Source organism: Arthrobacter sp. GAS37 (genome assembly GCF_044908325.1).
GTDB lineage: Bacteria > Actinomycetota > Actinomycetes > Actinomycetales > Micrococcaceae > Arthrobacter > Arthrobacter ramosus.
The window spans coordinates 21,076-37,008 of record NZ_JBIYDB010000007.1; the positions used below are offsets into that span (position 1 = coordinate 21,076).

At 62.4% G+C, this 15,933-nt stretch carries 13 protein-coding genes and 1 tRNA gene; 9 read left to right on the forward strand and 5 right to left on the reverse strand.

The window, feature by feature from the left end; translation table 11 throughout:
• The first annotated feature begins 245 nt into the window (after positions 1–245).
• Genes gltB through pyk form a run of 3 tightly spaced genes read left to right on the forward strand, consistent with a single transcriptional unit; the run spans position 246 to position 7,866 of the window.
• Positions 246–4,859, forward strand: a complete 4,614-nt coding sequence (gltB, locus tag ABH924_RS08250; RefSeq protein WP_234750259.1) for a glutamate synthase large subunit — start codon at positions 246–248, stop codon at positions 4,857–4,859.
• Complete coding sequence (locus tag ABH924_RS08255; protein WP_404497993.1) at positions 4,852–6,309, forward strand: glutamate synthase subunit beta; 1,458 nt, start codon at positions 4,852–4,854, stop codon at positions 6,307–6,309. Before gltB ends, ABH924_RS08255 begins: the two co-directional genes overlap by 8 nt.
• A 57-nt stretch (positions 6,310–6,366) precedes the next feature.
• On the forward strand, positions 6,367–7,866 hold the full coding sequence (gene pyk / locus ABH924_RS08260; protein ID WP_404497994.1) for a pyruvate kinase: 1,500 nt from the start codon (positions 6,367–6,369) through the stop codon (positions 7,864–7,866).
• Positions 7,867–8,075: 209 nt separating this feature from the next.
• On the opposite strand, the gene ABH924_RS08265 is transcribed toward pyk, so the two are convergent.
• Positions 8,076–8,681, reverse strand: coding sequence for an ANTAR domain-containing response regulator (locus tag ABH924_RS08265; protein WP_028266834.1), 606 nt, complete (start codon positions 8,679–8,681; stop codon positions 8,076–8,078).
• A 196-nt stretch (positions 8,682–8,877) separates the two neighbouring features.
• On the opposite strand from ABH924_RS08265, the gene ABH924_RS08270 reads away from it, so the two are divergent.
• Both ABH924_RS08270 and ABH924_RS08275 read left to right on the forward strand, forming a co-directional pair.
• Positions 8,878–8,959: transfer RNA gene (locus ABH924_RS08270), tRNA-Leu, on the forward strand.
• An 86-nt stretch (positions 8,960–9,045) separates the two neighbouring features.
• Positions 9,046–10,176: a tyrosine-type recombinase/integrase gene (locus ABH924_RS08275; protein WP_404497995.1), complete on the forward strand. Its 1,131-nt coding sequence runs from the start codon at positions 9,046–9,048 to the stop codon at positions 10,174–10,176.
• A 36-nt stretch (positions 10,177–10,212) separates the two neighbouring features.
• Here ABH924_RS08275 and ABH924_RS08280 read toward each other — a convergent pair whose 3' ends face one another.
• Positions 10,213–10,461 carry a hypothetical protein gene (locus ABH924_RS08280; RefSeq protein WP_241708264.1) on the reverse strand — a complete coding sequence of 83 codons (249 nt, stop codon included), beginning with the start codon at positions 10,459–10,461 and terminating at the stop codon, positions 10,213–10,215.
• 92 nt (positions 10,462–10,553) lie between these two features.
• Positions 10,554–10,814, reverse strand: coding sequence for a winged helix-turn-helix domain-containing protein (locus ABH924_RS08285; protein WP_404497996.1), 261 nt, complete (start codon positions 10,812–10,814; stop codon positions 10,554–10,556).
• 229 nt (positions 10,815–11,043) lie between these two features.
• Between ABH924_RS08285 and ABH924_RS08290 the strand changes: the two genes are divergently transcribed.
• Complete coding sequence (locus tag ABH924_RS08290; protein ID WP_404497997.1) at positions 11,044–11,529, forward strand: hypothetical protein; 486 nt, start codon at positions 11,044–11,046, stop codon at positions 11,527–11,529.
• On the opposite strand, the gene ABH924_RS08295 is transcribed toward ABH924_RS08290, so the two are convergent.
• The gene (locus tag ABH924_RS08295; RefSeq protein WP_404497998.1) at positions 11,483–11,806 is read right to left on the reverse strand and encodes an ArsR/SmtB family transcription factor; all 324 of its coding nucleotides are present in this window, start codon (positions 11,804–11,806) and stop codon (positions 11,483–11,485) included. The two genes, ABH924_RS08290 and ABH924_RS08295, sit on opposite strands and share 47 nt — an antisense overlap.
• Before the next feature lie 304 nt (positions 11,807–12,110).
• On the opposite strand from ABH924_RS08295, the gene ABH924_RS08300 reads away from it, so the two are divergent.
• The 3 genes from ABH924_RS08300 (at position 12,111) to ABH924_RS08310 (ending at position 14,792) form a co-directional block, all read left to right on the forward strand.
• On the forward strand, positions 12,111–12,896 hold the full coding sequence (locus ABH924_RS08300; protein WP_404498115.1) for a sigma factor: 786 nt from the start codon (positions 12,111–12,113) through the stop codon (positions 12,894–12,896).
• 52 nt (positions 12,897–12,948) lie between these two features.
• On the forward strand, positions 12,949–13,674 hold the full coding sequence (locus tag ABH924_RS08305; RefSeq protein ID WP_404497999.1) for a hypothetical protein: 726 nt from the start codon (positions 12,949–12,951) through the stop codon (positions 13,672–13,674).
• Between the two features lie 299 nt (positions 13,675–13,973).
• Positions 13,974–14,792, forward strand: a complete 819-nt coding sequence (locus tag ABH924_RS08310) for a C40 family peptidase (protein WP_404498000.1) — start codon at positions 13,974–13,976, stop codon at positions 14,790–14,792.
• A gap of 471 nt (positions 14,793–15,263) precedes the next feature.
• Here ABH924_RS08310 and ABH924_RS08315 read toward each other — a convergent pair whose 3' ends face one another.
• Positions 15,264–15,851: a TetR/AcrR family transcriptional regulator gene (locus tag ABH924_RS08315; RefSeq protein WP_404498001.1), complete on the reverse strand. Its 588-nt coding sequence runs from the start codon at positions 15,849–15,851 to the stop codon at positions 15,264–15,266.
• Positions 15,852–15,933 lie beyond the last annotated feature (82 nt).

The window sequence follows — 15,933 nt, forward strand, 5'->3', positions numbered from 1 at the left end:
GGGAACCGGGCTACCGCCCAGAGGCCCCCGGCCACAGCGTCGTGGCACACTTGGCAGTCGCCCGGCAGCACACAGAGGCTCCGCGGTCAAGCTTGGGTCAGGGACATGCGTAACTGTTCGTTGCGTCCTGCGCGCTGACCTACAATTTCAAGTAACTAGCGCTTTGTTATGCCCGTCACACGGCAGGCAAGGTGGGGCCAACGTTGTCCCTTCCATTCGCACGATCTCGAGGAAGGACGTCTTCAATGACCCATCTTCATAACCCAAGCTGGTCCGAATCAGTCGAACCGCAGGGGGCCATCTCGCCCTTCAAGCGTTTCGCTGCGCTCCCGGAAGCCCAGGGACTCTACAACCCTGAGCAGGAGAAGGACGCTTGTGGCCTGGCCATTATTGCCACGCTGCGTGGTGAACCCGGCTATGACATCGTGGAAGCGGCCCTGACTGCCCTGCGCAACCTTGAACACCGGGGCGCCGTGGGCGCCGACGAAGGCACGGGCGACGGCGCCGGGCTCCTCATGCAGGTTCCGGACGAATTCTTCCGGGCCGTCACTGAGTTCGAGCTCCCCGCACCCGGCCAGTACGTGGTGGGCACTGCGTTCCTGCCGGCTGAAACCCGCGAAGCCGAGACCGCAAAGGCCGGCATCGAGGCTCTTGCAGTGGATGAAGGACTGACAGTCCTTGGCTGGCGTGAAGTGCCGGTCGTGGGGGACCTGGTCGGCGCCATGGCCCGTGCTTGCATGCCTTACTTCGCACAGCCCTTCCTCGCTTCGGCCACTGGCGAAGTGCTGGACCGGAATGAACTGGACTCCCGGGCGTGGCGTGTCCGCAAGCGTGCCCAGAACAAGTTCGGCGTGTACTTCCCGTCGTTGTCCTCGCGCACCATCGTGTACAAGGGCATGTTGACCACTGCCCAGCTGGAGCCGTTCTACCCGGATCTCTCGGACAAGCGCTTCAAGACCAAGCTGGCCATCGTGCACTCGCGCTTCTCCACGAACACGTTCCCGTCGTGGCCGCTCGCCCAGCCCTTCCGCACCATTGCCCACAACGGTGAAATCAACACTGTCAAGGGCAACCGGAACTGGATGCGGGCGCGCCAGTCGCAGCTCGCGAACCCGCTGCTGGGCGATTCCCCGGAGGAGTTGTACCCCATCTGCACGCCGGGTGCCTCGGACTCCGCGTCCTTCGATGAGGTTGCCGAGCTGCTCTGGCTTTCCGGTCGGCCCATCACGCACTCGATCATGATGATGATCCCCGAGGCTTGGGAAAACCACGCCACGATGGATCCTGCCCGCCGCGCCTTCTACGAGTACCACTCGCTGCTCATGGAGCCGTGGGACGGTCCGGCAGCAGTGTCCTTCACCGACGGCAACCTTGTTGGTGCAACCCTTGACCGCAATGGCCTGCGTCCCGGCCGTTACTGGATCACCGAAGATGGCCTGATCATCTTCGCCTCCGAAGTCGGCGTGATCGAGGTCGAACCGGCCAAGGTAGTCAAGAAGGGCCGTGTTTCGCCGGGCAAGATGTTCCTGGTGGACACCGAAGCCGGTCGCATCATCGACGACGCCGAGGTCAAGGCCGAGGTCGCCGCAGCGAATCCTTGGGCCGAATGGGTCAAGGACAACCTGATCGACCTCAACGATCTCCCTGAGCGCGAGCACGTGCTGCACACGGCTGCGTCCGTCAATATCCGCCAGCGGACTTTCGGTTACACCACCGAAGAACTGAAGATCCTCCTCGGGCCGATGGCCCGCACGGGGGCCGAACCGCTCGGCGCCATGGGCTCCGACACGCCGGTTGCCGTGCTGTCCAAGCGCCCGCGCTTGCTGTTCGACTACTTCGTGCAGTCTTTCGCCCAGGTCACCAACCCGCCGCTGGACGCCATCCGTGAAGAGCTTGTCACCTCGCTGACGTGCGCCATCGGTCCCAACGGCAACCTTCTCGATGTCGGGCAGGTGCGCCAGCCGCAGATCTCCCTGCCGTTCCCGGTGATCAACAACGACCAGCTCGCGAAGATCGCCAACATCGAGAACGCCGACGGCGACAAGGTCGCCATGAAGGTCCGGGGACTCTACCGTCCGGAAGGCGGCGAAGCAGCCCTCCGGAGCCGCCTGACCGAAATCTGCGAGCAGGTTTCCGGCGCGATCAACCGCGGCGTGCAGTACATCGTGCTGTCCGACCGCGACTCCAACGCGCAGTGGGCACCCATTCCTTCCCTCCTGCTTGTCAGCGCGGTACACCACCACTTGCTCCGCAGCGCCAACCGCACCAAGACCGCCCTGGTGGTCGAGGCCGGCGACGTCCGCGAAACGCACCACGTGGCTGTGCTCGTGGGCTTCGGCGCTTCCGCCGTGAACCCGTACCTGGCCATGGAATCCGTGGAGCAGCTCATCAGCACCGGCGAAGTCGTTGGTGTGACTCCCGAAGACGGCGTCTACAACCTCATCAAGGGCCTCGGCAAGGGTGTCCTGAAGATCATGTCCAAGATGGGCATTTCCACGGTGGCCTCCTACACCGGCGCCCAGACTTTCGAGGCCCTGGGCCTGTCCCAGGACCTCGTGGACGAATTCTTCTCCGGCACCCACTCCCAGTTGGGTGGCGTCGGCCTCGACGTCATCGCCGCCGAAGTGTCCGCACGCCACCAGATGGCCTACCCGGAAGGCGGCATCGAGCTGCCGCACCGTCCGCTGCTCGGTGGCGGCGAATACCAGTGGCGCCGCGACGGCGAACCGCACCTGTTCAACCCGGAGACTGTCTTCCGCCTGCAGCACGCCACTCGCGAACGCCGCTACGACATCTTCAAGTCCTACACCAAGGGAATCGACGACCAGTCCGAGAACCTCATGACCCTCCGTGGGCTCTTGAAGTTCAAGGACAGCCTGCGCCCCGCAGTGCCCCTTGAAGAGGTCGAGCCGGTTTCCAGCATCGTGAAGCGCTTCTCCACGGGAGCGATGAGCTACGGCTCGATCTCCAAGGAGGCCCACGAGACCCTCGCGATCGCCATGAACCGGCTGGGCGCCAAGTCCAACACCGGTGAAGGCGGCGAAGACGTGGACCGCCTGCTGGACCCGGAGCGCCGCTCCGCCATCAAGCAGATTGCCTCCGGCCGTTTCGGCGTGACCAGCCTGTACCTGACCAACGCCGAGGACATCCAGATCAAGATGGCCCAAGGCGCCAAGCCCGGTGAAGGCGGCCAGTTGATGGCGCAGAAGGTCTACCCCTGGGTAGCCCGGACCCGCCACTCAACCCCCGGCGTCGGGCTCATTTCCCCGCCCCCGCACCACGACATCTACTCGATCGAGGATCTCGCGCAGCTCATCTACGATGCCAAGCGGGCCAATCCCTCGGCACGCGTGCACGTCAAGCTGGTGTCCGAAGTCGGGATCGGCACGGTGGCGTCCGGCGTCACCAAGGCGAAGGCCGACGTCGTGCTCGTCTCAGGGCACGACGGCGGAACCGGCGCCTCGCCGCTGAACTCGCTCAAGCACGCGGGTGTCCCGTGGGAGCTCGGCCTCGCCGAGACCCAGCAGACGCTCATGCTCAACGGGCTCCGCGACCGCGTCGTGGTTCAGGTGGACGGCCAGCTCAAGACGGGCCGCGACGTCCTCATCGCTGCGCTGCTGGGTGCCGAGGAGTACGGCTTCGCCACCGCGCCCCTGGTGGTTTCGGGCTGCATCATGATGCGTGTCTGCCACCTCGATACCTGCCCGGTCGGCGTCGCAACCCAGAACCCGGAGCTTCGTTCGCGGTTCACCGGCAAGCCCGAATTCGTGGTCAACTTCTTCGAATTCCTTGCCGAGGAAGTCCGTGAACTGCTTGCCGAACTCGGTTTCCGCAGCCTCGAAGAGGCCATCGGGCACGCTGAGGTCCTGGACACCCGCGAAGCAATCGACCACTGGAAGGCCGAGGGACTCGACCTCGACCCGATCCTGCACGGCCTCGAGTTCGACGACGACGTTCCCCTGCGGAACCTCACCGGCCAGAACCACGAGCTCGACAAGCACTTCGACCAGCGCCTCATCGGCATGGCCGCCGAAGCTTTGAGCGACCGGACGCCGGTGAAGATCGCCGTCGACGTCATCAACACGGACCGCTCCGTCGGCACCATGCTGGGGCACGTCGTGACCAAGACATTCGGCATCGATGTGCTCGCCACCGACACCATCGACATCACGCTGAAGGGCACCGCCGGGCAGTCGCTGGGCGCCTTCCTTCCGGCAGGCATCACCCTGCGCATGTTCGGCGACTCCAACGACTACGTCGGCAAGGGCCTCTCCGGCGGACGCATCATCGTCCGCCCGGACCGCACCAACGTCTTCCAGGCGGAACGCAACGTCATCGCCGGCAACGTGATCGGCTACGGCGCCACGAGCGGCGAAATGTTCCTGCGTGGCCAGGTGGGCGAACGCTTCATGGTACGCAACTCGGGGGCCACCGCCGTCGTCGAAGGCATCGGTGACCATGGCTGCGAATACATGACCGGCGGCCAGACCCTGATCATCGGCCGCACCGGCCGCAACTTCGGCGCCGGCATGTCCGGTGGTACCGCCTACGTACTGGACCTCCAGCCTGCCCGGGTGAACAAGCAGGCCTTGGATTCCGGCGAACTGCAGCTGCTTGAGCTCGACGACGAGGACCGCACCATCGTCCACGGCCTCCTGGTCAAGCACCTGGAAGAAACCGAATCCGTCCTCGCAGGCCGCTTGCTCGAAAACTTCGATGACACAGCCGCCCGCATCACCAAAGTTCTGCCGCGCGACTACGCCGCAGTCCTGCAAACCCGTCTCGACGCTATCGAAGAGGGCCTTGATCCCGATGGCGAAGAAGTATGGTCTCGAATCCTGGAGGTAACCGGTGGCTGATCCACGCGGATTTCTGAAAGTCCGGCAGCGCGAGACGCAGCCACGCCGTCCCGTTCCCGTCCGCATCATGGACTGGAAAGAAGTCTACGAAGCCCAGGACAAGGGCGTGCTCAAGAGCCAGGCAGGGCGCTGCATGGACTGCGGCGTTCCGTTCTGCCACCAAGGATGCCCCCTGGGGAACCTCATCCCCGAGTGGAACGACCTCACCTGGCGCGGCAAGGGCGAGGAAGCGATCGAGCGCCTGCACGCGACCAACAACTTCCCGGAGTTCACGGGCCGGCTGTGTCCTGCGCCCTGCGAAGCATCCTGTGTCCTGGGCATCAACCAGCCCGCTGTGACCATCAAGCAGGTTGAAGTTTCGATCATCGACGACGCCTTCGAAAACGGCTGGGTACAACCCCTTCCGCCGGCGCGTCTCTCCGGCAAGACAGTCGCCGTCGTCGGCTCCGGCCCCGCAGGGCTTGCCGTCGCACAGCAGCTGACGCGGGTTGGACACACCGTCGCCGTCTACGAGCGCGACGACAAGATCGGGGGACTGCTGCGCTATGGCATCCCCGACTTCAAGATGGAGAAGGAACAGGTCGACCGCCGCGTCGAGCAGATGAAGGCCGAGGGCACCCGCTTCCGCACGGGTGTGACGGTCGGAAGCGACGTGACGTGGGAGCAGTTGCGCCGCCGTTACGACTCCGTGGTGATCGCCACCGGCGCCACCGTTCCGCGCGACCTTCCCATCCCGGGCCGCGAACTCGAAGGCATCCACTTCGCCATGGATTACCTGGTGCCCGCCAACCGCGTGGTTGCCGGTGAAACCGTGGAGGGCCAGATCGATGCCAGGGGCAAGCACGTGATCATCCTCGGTGGCGGTGACACCGGCGCCGACTGCCTCGGGACGGCACACCGCCACGGCGCCGCGTCAGTCACCACCCTCGCGATCGGCAAGCAGCCGCCGCTTGAGCGCGCCTCGCACCAGCCATGGCCGACGTTCCCCACGCTCTTCGAAGTCGCCAGCGCACACGAAGAGGGAGGCGAACGCACCTACCTCGCCTCGACCGTTGAGTTTGTCGGCGAAAACGGCAAGCTCACAGGGGTCAAGGTGGCCGAGACCGAGTTCGTCGACGGCAAGCGCCTTCCGAAGGCCGGCACGGAACGCATACTTCCGGCCGATCTGGTCTTGCTGTCGCTCGGCTTTACGGGTGCGGAACCTGCCGGTATCACCGAACAGGTCAGCGCAGAATTCGACGGCCGCGGCAACGTGGCCCGAGATGGGTACTACATGACCAACACCGAGGGCGTCTTCGTGGCAGGCGACGCCGGCCGCGGGCAGTCCTTGATTGTCTGGGCTATCGCCGAAGGCCGCGCCTGCGCTGCCGCCGTCGACAAGTACCTCATGGGCAGCACCATTCTCCCCGCGCCGGTGGCTCCCACCGACCGGGCCATAGCGGTCCTCTAAGGACCGGCGCACGACGCTTTCCCAACTCCAACTGCAGCACACTACTAGGGTAGGTATATGAGACGCGCAAAAATCGTGGCAACGTTCGGACCGGCAATTTCCAGCTTTGACAACACCCTCGCGGTGCTGGAAGCCGGCGTCGACGTCGCCCGCATGAACATGAGCCATGGCGACTACTCGGTACACGACACCACGTACGAGAACGTCCGCAAAGCCGCCGCCCAGCTTCACAAGCCGGTCGCCATCATGGCTGACCTGCAGGGCCCGAAGATCCGCCTGGGTCGATTTGTCGACGGCCCCCACGAACTCGCCGTCGGTGACACTTTCACCATCACCACCGAGGACGTCCTGGGTACCAAGGACATCTGCTCCACCACGCTCAAGAGCCTGACCGAAGACGTCAACGTCGGCGACGCACTGCTGATCGACGACGGCAAGGTTGCCCTTCGCGCCATCGAGGTTGACGACGTCAAGGTGGTCGCTACGGTGACCGTCGGTGGCTGGGTCTCCAACAACAAGGGCATCAACCTGCCCGGCGTTGCCGTCAACGTCCCCGCCCTGAGCGAAAAGGACGAGGACGATCTCCGCTGGGCCATGAGGCGCGGTGTTGACCTGGTGGCACTGTCCTTCGTCCGTGATGCGTCCGACATCAAGCGCGTGCACGAAATCATGGACGAAGAGGGCCGCCGCGTGCCGGTGATCGCCAAGATCGAGAAGCCGCAGGCAGTGGAGCAGCTCCACGAAATCATCGACGCCTTCGACGCCATCATGGTTGCCCGTGGCGACCTCGGCGTGGAACTCCCGCTCGAGGAAGTGCCGATCGTCCAGAAGCGCGCCATCGAACTGGCACGCCGCTGGGCCAAGCCGGTCATCGTGGCCACCCAGGTGCTCGAATCGATGATCGACAACCCGCGCCCGACCCGTGCCGAGGCTTCGGACTGCGCCAACGCAGTGCTCGACGGCGCCGACGCAGTCATGCTCTCGGGCGAGACCAGCGTGGGCAAGTTCCCGATCGAGACGGTCAAGACCATGGCCAGGATCATCGAGTCCACCGAAGAGCACGGTCTTGAGCGCGTTCCTCCGCTCGGTACCAAGCCCAAGACCCGCGGTGGCGCCATCACGCGTGCCGCCGTCGAAATCGCCGACCAGCTGGACGCAAAGTACATCTGTACCTTCACCCAGTCCGGTGACTCGGCCCGCCGGCTGTCCCGCCTGCGGCCCGTCAAGCCGGTGTTCGCCTTCACCCCGGTGGAGCACGTCTGGAACCAGTTGGCGCTGACCTGGGGCATCCAGCCCGTCCTGGTCCCCATGGTGGGCCACACTGACGCCATGACGGCCCAGGTGGACCGCAGCCTCCTCGAGATGAAGATCGTGGAGAACGGCGACCTTGTGGTCATCGCGGCCGGATCGCCTCCCGGACAGGCTGGTTCCACGAACTCCCTCAAGGTCCACAGGGTGGGCGACCTAGCGGACACTTCCCGCGTGGAAGAAGCCGCAGCCCGCAAGGAAAAGGTCGGACCGTGGCCGGAAAAGAAGAAGGCCAAGTCGAAGGCCTGACCTTTTCGGATTAGCTTTTCGGATCAAGCAGGGGGGCTCCGCCGTTTGGCGGGGCCTCCTTTGCTTTGTTTTTGGGGCTGGTTCGTGGGCGGCGGCGGGTGGTAGCGCTGTCCGGGGCGGCGGGCCGGAGGGCCGGGTGACCCAGGGTCGAGCCGGAGACGACGAAGGGCGCCGCTTCCAGCGGAAGCGGCGCCCTTCGCGGGGGAGTGCTAGTTGACCTGGTTGATGATCGTCTCGGCGACCTCACGCATGCTGAGACGACGGTCCATGGAGGTCTTCTGGATCCAGCGGAATGCTTCCGGCTCCGTGAGGCCCATCTTGGTGGTCAGGAGGCTCTTGGCCCGCTCCACAAGCTTGCGCGTGGCGAACTGCTCCTGAAGGTCGGACACCTCGTTCTCGAGCGCCTTGATCTCCTCGTGCCGGGACAATGCGATCTCGATTGCGGGGATCAAATCGGCAGGAGTGAAAGGCTTGACGACGTAGGCCATGGCTCCGGCGTCGCGGGCGCGCTCCACGAGCTCCTTCTGGCTGAACGCCGTCAGGAGGACCACGGGAGCGATCCTCGCCTTGACGATCTTCTCCGCGGCAGAGATACCGTCCATGACAGGCATCTTGACATCCATGAGGACCAGATCCGGCTTCAGCTCCTCGGCCAGCTGGACAGCCTTCTCACCGTTGTCGGCCTCACCGACAACGTCGTAGCCTTCGCCCTTCAAGATCTCGATAATGTCCAGGCGGATGAGGGTCTCATCCTCTGCGACAACTACTCGGCGTGCCGGCTGGGATGCGGGCTTGGACTCCGTCTGTTCTGACACGGGATCTCCTTCAAGACGTACGGCGGGTTCTCAACCATCTTAGTTGCACCCGGTCCCTGCGTATGATTTATTGCTCGGCCGAGCCGGTTCTGGAAATTAGCCTATCTGCATGTAGAGTAGTTTCGCGCACTGCAACAGGGAGCGTTGAGTTCTGTGAAGAGCTCGACGTCGGTTAGTCTTGTTTCGGTGTTTCCGCGCCCGAGTGGCGGAATTGGCAGACGCGCCGCACTCAAAATGCGGTATCGAAAGGTGTGTGGGTTCGAGTCCCACCTCGGGCACAGTGTTGTCGCAGGTCAGGGGCCTATTTGGCCCCTGACTGTTGACAAAAACCCCAAAAGTGTTGACACGGGTCTAGCATTTTTGTGTGGCCAGCATCCGCAAACGCGTGAAAAAGGACGGAACATCCTCCTTCATGGTGCTATGGCGCGACCCGAAGAGCCGCGAGCAACAGGGGCTTACCGTTGCGTCCGAATCCGAGGCCGAGACCCTCAAACGGCTGTTGGACGCGAACGGACAATCCTTCGAAATCGCCCAGCAAGCAATCCTCGCGAACCAGTCGAAAGTACCGACTGTGGCCGAAGCGATTCAGGAGCATATTGACCTCCTGATCCGGCCCTCAAGTGGAACCACCCGGACTTACCAGACGATGCTGGACCTTCATGTGCGGGACGTCATTGGTCATATCCCGGTGGACAAGCTCGATTATCGGCACCTGAATCACTGGGTGAAGTCGATGATGGCCAAGGGCCGTTCACCGAAGACCATCCACAATGTTCATGGTCTTATCTCTGCGGCGATGAACACTGCCGAGATGCTTCAATACATCCCCCGGAACCCTTGTCGTGGCGTGCAGCTGCCTAGCCTTGACCGGGCTGAGGATGAAGCGATGTTTCTCACGCATGCCGAATTCAGCCTGATTATGGAAGGCATGGGGGAGAGATACAAGGCGTTTACGAGCTTCCTCGTCATGACCGGAACAAGGTTCGGCGAAGCAACGGCGCTTACCGTGGGGGATGTTGACCTTTTGTCCAAGCCGCCGACGGTACGGATCAACAAGGCCTGGAAACGGGACGGGCAGTCGCAGTTTTACGTTGGAGCCACGAAGACCGGCGCCGGAAAGCGCACCATCGGACTCAATCCGGCACTGGTCGAGCTATTGATCCCTCTGGTGGCCAGCCGCCCTGGGAAGGAACTTCTATTCACCACCCCAAAGGGTCAGCGAATCGTCCACAAGCTGTATTGGCATCACTACTGGGTGCCAGCCGTCCGGACGGCGCAGGCGATTGGCCTGACGAAGACGCCACGTATACATGATCTCCGGCACACGCATGCGTCCTGGCTGATCCAGGACGGAGTTTCGCTATTTACTATTTCGCGGCGCCTCGGCCACGCTTCCACCCGGACAACGGAACAGGTGTACGGCCATCTGATGCCACAGGCGCTGCAGGCAGGCGCTGACGCCACAGAGCGTTCGATCACCGGATTCGTTCACTGAAGGTGTGGGCGGCGCCAAAGCCGCGCGTCCCGCGCGTTAGTTCACCGGGGACAGCCGGCCCTTCCCGCGAGTTCCGATGAGTCGGGCGGGCGCCGTCGGTGCTGCTTGCACTGGCACCTCACTCAGGCGAGCGATTTCCATGATGTGCTCGGACGTAAAGATGATCTTTCCCTTGCCCCAGCAGGTATGTGGGAAACGCCCAGCGGCGGCGCCGTCGCGAAGCCAGGCCTCAGTGCATCGCATGATGGCAGCCGCCTCGGCTGGCTCGAAGAACTCAAGGTCCATTTGTCTTCCCTGACTTCGTGAGTGGTGTTGGCTGTTCATGCCCGTGGATGCAGGAATTGACATGACTAAGCCGAAGTGACCACATTGGCCGGTCAATACACGGACAGACTTTCGCTCCCCAAGGTCGTGGAAAAGGCTTCGGCGGCCGCTTGTACGCTCTGTGGGGAGGCCGAAACCCTTGATGAATCGGAAGATTCCACGAGCCCGGCGCCCTTCAAAAGTGCGATCTGACGGCGGATGGCTGAGGAGGAGATCCGGAGTTCCGAACCGATTTCCGTGCAGCTCGCGGGTCCATTCCTAAGAAGGAAACGGATGATTTGGCTTCGTGTTCGGTTCATCAAGATGTTCGACATTGAGACCAGACCTGTGAACGATAGAAATTGCTGCTGTAGACGGGTCTACAGCAGCAGGCTACTCCGGACTACTTAACCTGTGAAGGCCCGCGTGAACGTGGGCGGGCTCATTGCCCTGCGGGATCACCCGCGAAATACTGGGGACACTAGTAAATGCTGCGAAATCTGATTCTGGGGCGGGGTCTCAGTAAGTTCCGAGGAGGTGTCTATGCCAAGAGAAGAGACGGGCTTGGCGGGCACTCTGACCCCTCAGGCGGAACTTGCCCGGCGCCTGAATCTGCTCCTTGACGTCGTCGTAGCGGAACGAGGGAAGCCGGTGACGTTCCGCGAAGTCCAGGATGAACTGGCCGGAAGGGGTATCAAGCTTTCCAGAGCCCGCTGGTTCTACATGAAGGATGGACGCGGTCGCCTCGTCAGCGATGCTGAATTGCTAACCGCATTGTGTGACATCTTCAACGTCGACCGCTCATACCTTCTGGTGGGCAACAAAGCTAACTTGCCAGAACGCATCGATTCCCAGCTTGAGTTTGTCAAGTCCCTCCGCGCGGCACGGGTGAAGTCCTTTGCGGCCCGAACTCTAGGGGATGTCTCGCCCGAGACTCTTCGTGTGATCTCCGAGTATCTCAACAAGGACATCAGCAGGCATCCTGCCGCCGAGGATGCTGCTGCTAGTTCTCCATCAGATACTGAAGATGAGCATCCAGAAGTTCCTTAATGCGGGCGGGGTTTGCTGAATAACGAGGCGACCGGCCGTGCCTCCGACCAGGTTCTACGTCGGCTTTGATCACGCCGAACTTTTCAAGGGCCAGAAGGTGTTTTGCCACGCTTGGCTCACCAGCACTCACTGCATCCACGATGTCTCCGCGTGTTGCGGGGCCGTGGGCTGAAAGATAGCGGAGGATTTCGTTCCGAGACCTATTCCCAAAGGTCGCGACGGCAGCCTCGACGTCGGACGACCAAGCGTCGTCGCGGGGCTGAGTAATCCTTGGCATGGAACCATTCTTACCGAACGCGTACAGAAAAGTAAGACTCGCAGTCTTGACGGTATTTTAATTATTCTTGACAATAGTTTGCATAGCTTTGTTGCGATGGAGGGTGGGCCGATTCTGGGGCTGACACCCTAATGTGCGGGGGTACCCGCGCCGGACTATTGGAGCCTGCTTTGTCGAAGCGGTGAAGACCATGAGTGTCGAAGACGGGGCGAATCAAGCCCAACAAGAACAACCAATACCAGCGACTATTGATGCTTCTCTGACCAAGCCTCTCGAACCTGTGCCAATCCCGGTTGACCAGATCATGGTGGCCGTCGAGGGAGTCCGACGTTACGTCGTTTCCCATCTCTCGCGGATCGGGCGAGCATGCGATGCGGACGACGTCATGCAGGACATCCGGGTGGCGGTCTGGGACGGAGTCGCGCGCGGCCACTATCGCCAACTCCCCGGTGTTCGCTTTGAGGCGTGGGTTCAGGGAGTGACCGGCAACGTATGCGCCGCGCACGTTCGTCGTGAGCTGTCCCATCAGACGCTGCCGCTGCTGGTCGAACCAAGCTGCGGTGACTCCCCGGCTTCGTCTGACGCCCTCGCTCTCTTGGCTATCGACCGGAATTGGGAGAGAGGCGCTGATGGGGTAGTAGACCAGGAATGGGCGCGAGCGATTATTGCCCTGACCAGAGCGAGTGTGAATGAGAGCATTTGGGGCCTAGCCATGGACAGTCTTACTGCGCCGCGTCGATACGGTCCGCCCTCGCCACAGGATCGCCGTCGCTGGCATGCGGTGACAGTAGTGCGCCAGACGGCGAAGACTGTTCAAAGTGCCTTGGACGTAGAGCCGGCAGACGTCCGCAGCGTCGAAGATCTCTGCCAATATGCAGCTGAATGCCTGCCGACGCTAGTGCTCCGTCGACTTGCATCGACCATCGTTCGTCGAGGTCTTCGTGGGCCGGAGAGGAATCGAGCCCTGGAATCGTTGGCCGCTGAGCTCGGGGTCACCGAACGCTATGTCGCTGTGCAGATCGGCTTTGCCCGGCGGTTGTATCAGGCGTCGTGGAAGATTCTCCGGAATGGAATGACAGCGGCCCCATGAGTCATGTCGTGGGCCGGTACTGCTTGCAATAGAAGGGGACAAGGAGGCAGACGTGGGGCTGTTGCAGAGGCGTATTCTGCTGGGCTCAGGGAAACGGCGGTCCTGGTGGATCGGCGTCCTGGCAATTCTGAGCGTGGTGGCGGCGATGGTCGTTCTTGCGGTTCCCGCGGGCGGGAACCGCAAGGAGCCGGCTTCACTTTCGACGGCGGGCCCGGCAACCACTGGCCCGGCGGCGTCGTCGACCTTCTCGCCAGTCGCATCACCGACCGCATTTTCCGCGTTGGAAACTTCACCTGCGGTCGGAGAACCACGCACAACGGACTATCGGAGGCTTGCTTCTGCGGCGGCGACGGCGATTTACACCTGGGACACGAGAACGGCGTCGTACTCTGAGGTCTATTCCCGGCTCCGCGACTGGTGGGACGTTCTGCCGGACGGGTCCAACCCCCTAACGGTGTTTGTGCAGGAGTTCGAAGCGACCGGGGTCAACGCGGGAACCTATGCAACCTTGGCGGGGGAGCAGGCGCGCCGTTCGGCGACGGTTCAGTCCCTTGTGTGCGACGGCGAGCTGGCCAAGGTGCGCGACCACCCGGCGCCGTGGGTTGGCCTTCACGTCTGCACAGCCACTCTGAGCGTTGTGGATCAATCGAAATCTGACCGCAACGCCTATGCAGCTCCCGTGAGTGTCATGGTGAATTGTCCACCGGCCAGCACGGCCCCGACTGATCATTGTGACGTGGTTGGCTTCTACGCGACGCCGAGCAGGATCGTGTACTGATGCCTGCTATTGCGGTTCTGGTCGGCTTGGCGAAGCGCCGCGCCTTTCTGCGGTCATCGACGGCTGCGGTTATGGCACTGATCCTGCTCTGTGCCTTTGCGTTTTGCGCTGGCGTTGCAGTGTTTGCCGCCAACTCCTCGAGCACTGCTGGTACTTGCTCGCTCGGCGCGATCGCCAATGGCCAGCCGCCATCGGATGGAACCGGTGGTCTGGAGATTCAGCCGCATAGGCAGGCGCCGGCCACTCTAGCTCCTGCACAAGCGTCAGTCGCCCGGATATACATTGCAGTCGGAAAGCAAATGGGCGTCCCGAGGGACGGCCAAATCATCGCGATCATGATGGCCCTCCAGGAATCCGGGCTGAGAGTCCTGGCGAACACAAACGTCCCCGCTTCGCTTTTGATCCGGCACGACGGAATCGGCAGCGACCACGACTCCCTTGGGACCGCGCAGCAACGTCCAGCGGCTGGCTGGGGGACCATCGAGCAACTAATGGACCCTAACTACAACGCACGGGCCTTCTACGGCGGACCGGGCGGACCCAACCACGGGAGCCCGCGCGGGCTGCTTGATGTCCCCGCCTGGCAGTCCATGGATAAGGGCGAGGCCGCCCAAGCTGTGCAAGTGTCGGCCTTTCCCGAGCTGTACGCGCGGTGGGAACCTGAGGCAACGGAAGTCGTTGACGCCCTCACAGGTGGCAATGCACCAGCTTCTTGCGACAGCGTTCCGAACGGTTCGGCGTCGCCGGTCATGCCGACGAATCTGAGCCAGATCCGGAAGGACATTCTGCACTTTGCTCAAGAAGGGCTGGGTGGGGCGTACGTGTGGGGTGGAACGGCGTTCAAAGCGTGGGACTGCTCAGGCTACGTCCAATGGATCTTCAAGCAGGTGGGGTTCAACCTGCCACGTGTAGATCAGTGGACCGCGGGGCACCGAACTGACAATCCACAGCCAGGGGACTTGGTGGTGCAGAACCCGCAGGGCCCGAACAATTGGGGGCACGTCGGCATCTATGCCGGTGATGGCATGATGTACAGCGCGCTGAATCCGGCTGTTGGGACGTTGATCCACCCGATAACTTGGAATTCGGGTACGGCTTATTTTGATCTGTTGGACTGACGTCAGGCGGAGTTCAATAGGGGAGAGGCCAGGGTTTCCAGACCATTGCGATGGCTCTGGACAATGCGATGCCCTCCGTGCCTTTGATGGTGCGCCGCCGGGGCCACACCATGTGCTGCTGTGCGGCCCCCCGGGTCTATGTCCTTAACTACTAATGTGGTGGAGCGGGAGTAGCGGCCGAGTTGCAGGTAACCATGCGGCGATCCTCCTGCGTGCAAGGACTTGACCGAGCCAGGCATTTACATGTTCCCCAAGCTCACTGTCGGTAATAAGCACGTGGTGAGTGCGGGGCGACGGTGAAGGCGGCGTCGCTAACGCGCCTCACGCCCGTCTCTGACGGACTGTTTGAAACTTTATATGGGTTCAAAGAAGGCAAATTCGCGCTTTTCCGCACGTCAAAGCTGTTCTCAGTACCCATCCCTGGCTCATAGTTTGTTTCCCACCAAACTTGAGTCTTCATGTGCTCCCAGGTCAGGGCACGATCAGTCCGTGGAGAAGTGTGTCGACGAGTCGCTCGGGTAGGCCGGGGTCGAGGGGTTCCCGGGTGAGGATGACTCTGAAATGCAGGGGTGCGACGAGCATATCGATTGTTTCGCGCGGGCTGGTGGCATCGGGCAACTCGCCGCGGTCGATTGCCCGGGTGATGATTTGGCTGGAGCGCCCGTATCGGGTGTTCCAGTACTGGTCCCGGGCTTGACGTGTGTCTGGGTCGTCCCCGGCTGCGGCCAGTGCCCGGTCGAAGTCGATGCCGCGCGGGGTGCTGAGGTATGCCGCCAAGGAAGTGAGGTAGGCGACCAGGTCCTCGCGGAGCGAGCCGGTGTCCGGCACAGGAAGCAGTTCTTCGGCTTCGTCGAGAAGTGCCTCGATCAGCAGGTTCTCGCGGGTTCCCCAGCGGCGGTAGATCGTCGTTTCGTGCACCCCGGCCCGGGCCGAGATGTCGGCGATGACCAACCCGTCCATACCGACTGCGTGGAATAGCTCGAGGGTGGCGTCGAGTACGTCGCGCCGCACCCGGGCCGATCTACCACCCGGCCGTCGCCGGTTCCCTACATCAGTCATAACCACACTCTAACGCAAGACTCTTGCTTTTAAAAATATCGAAGCGCATACTTCTAACGCAAGTAACTTGCATCTAGAGGAG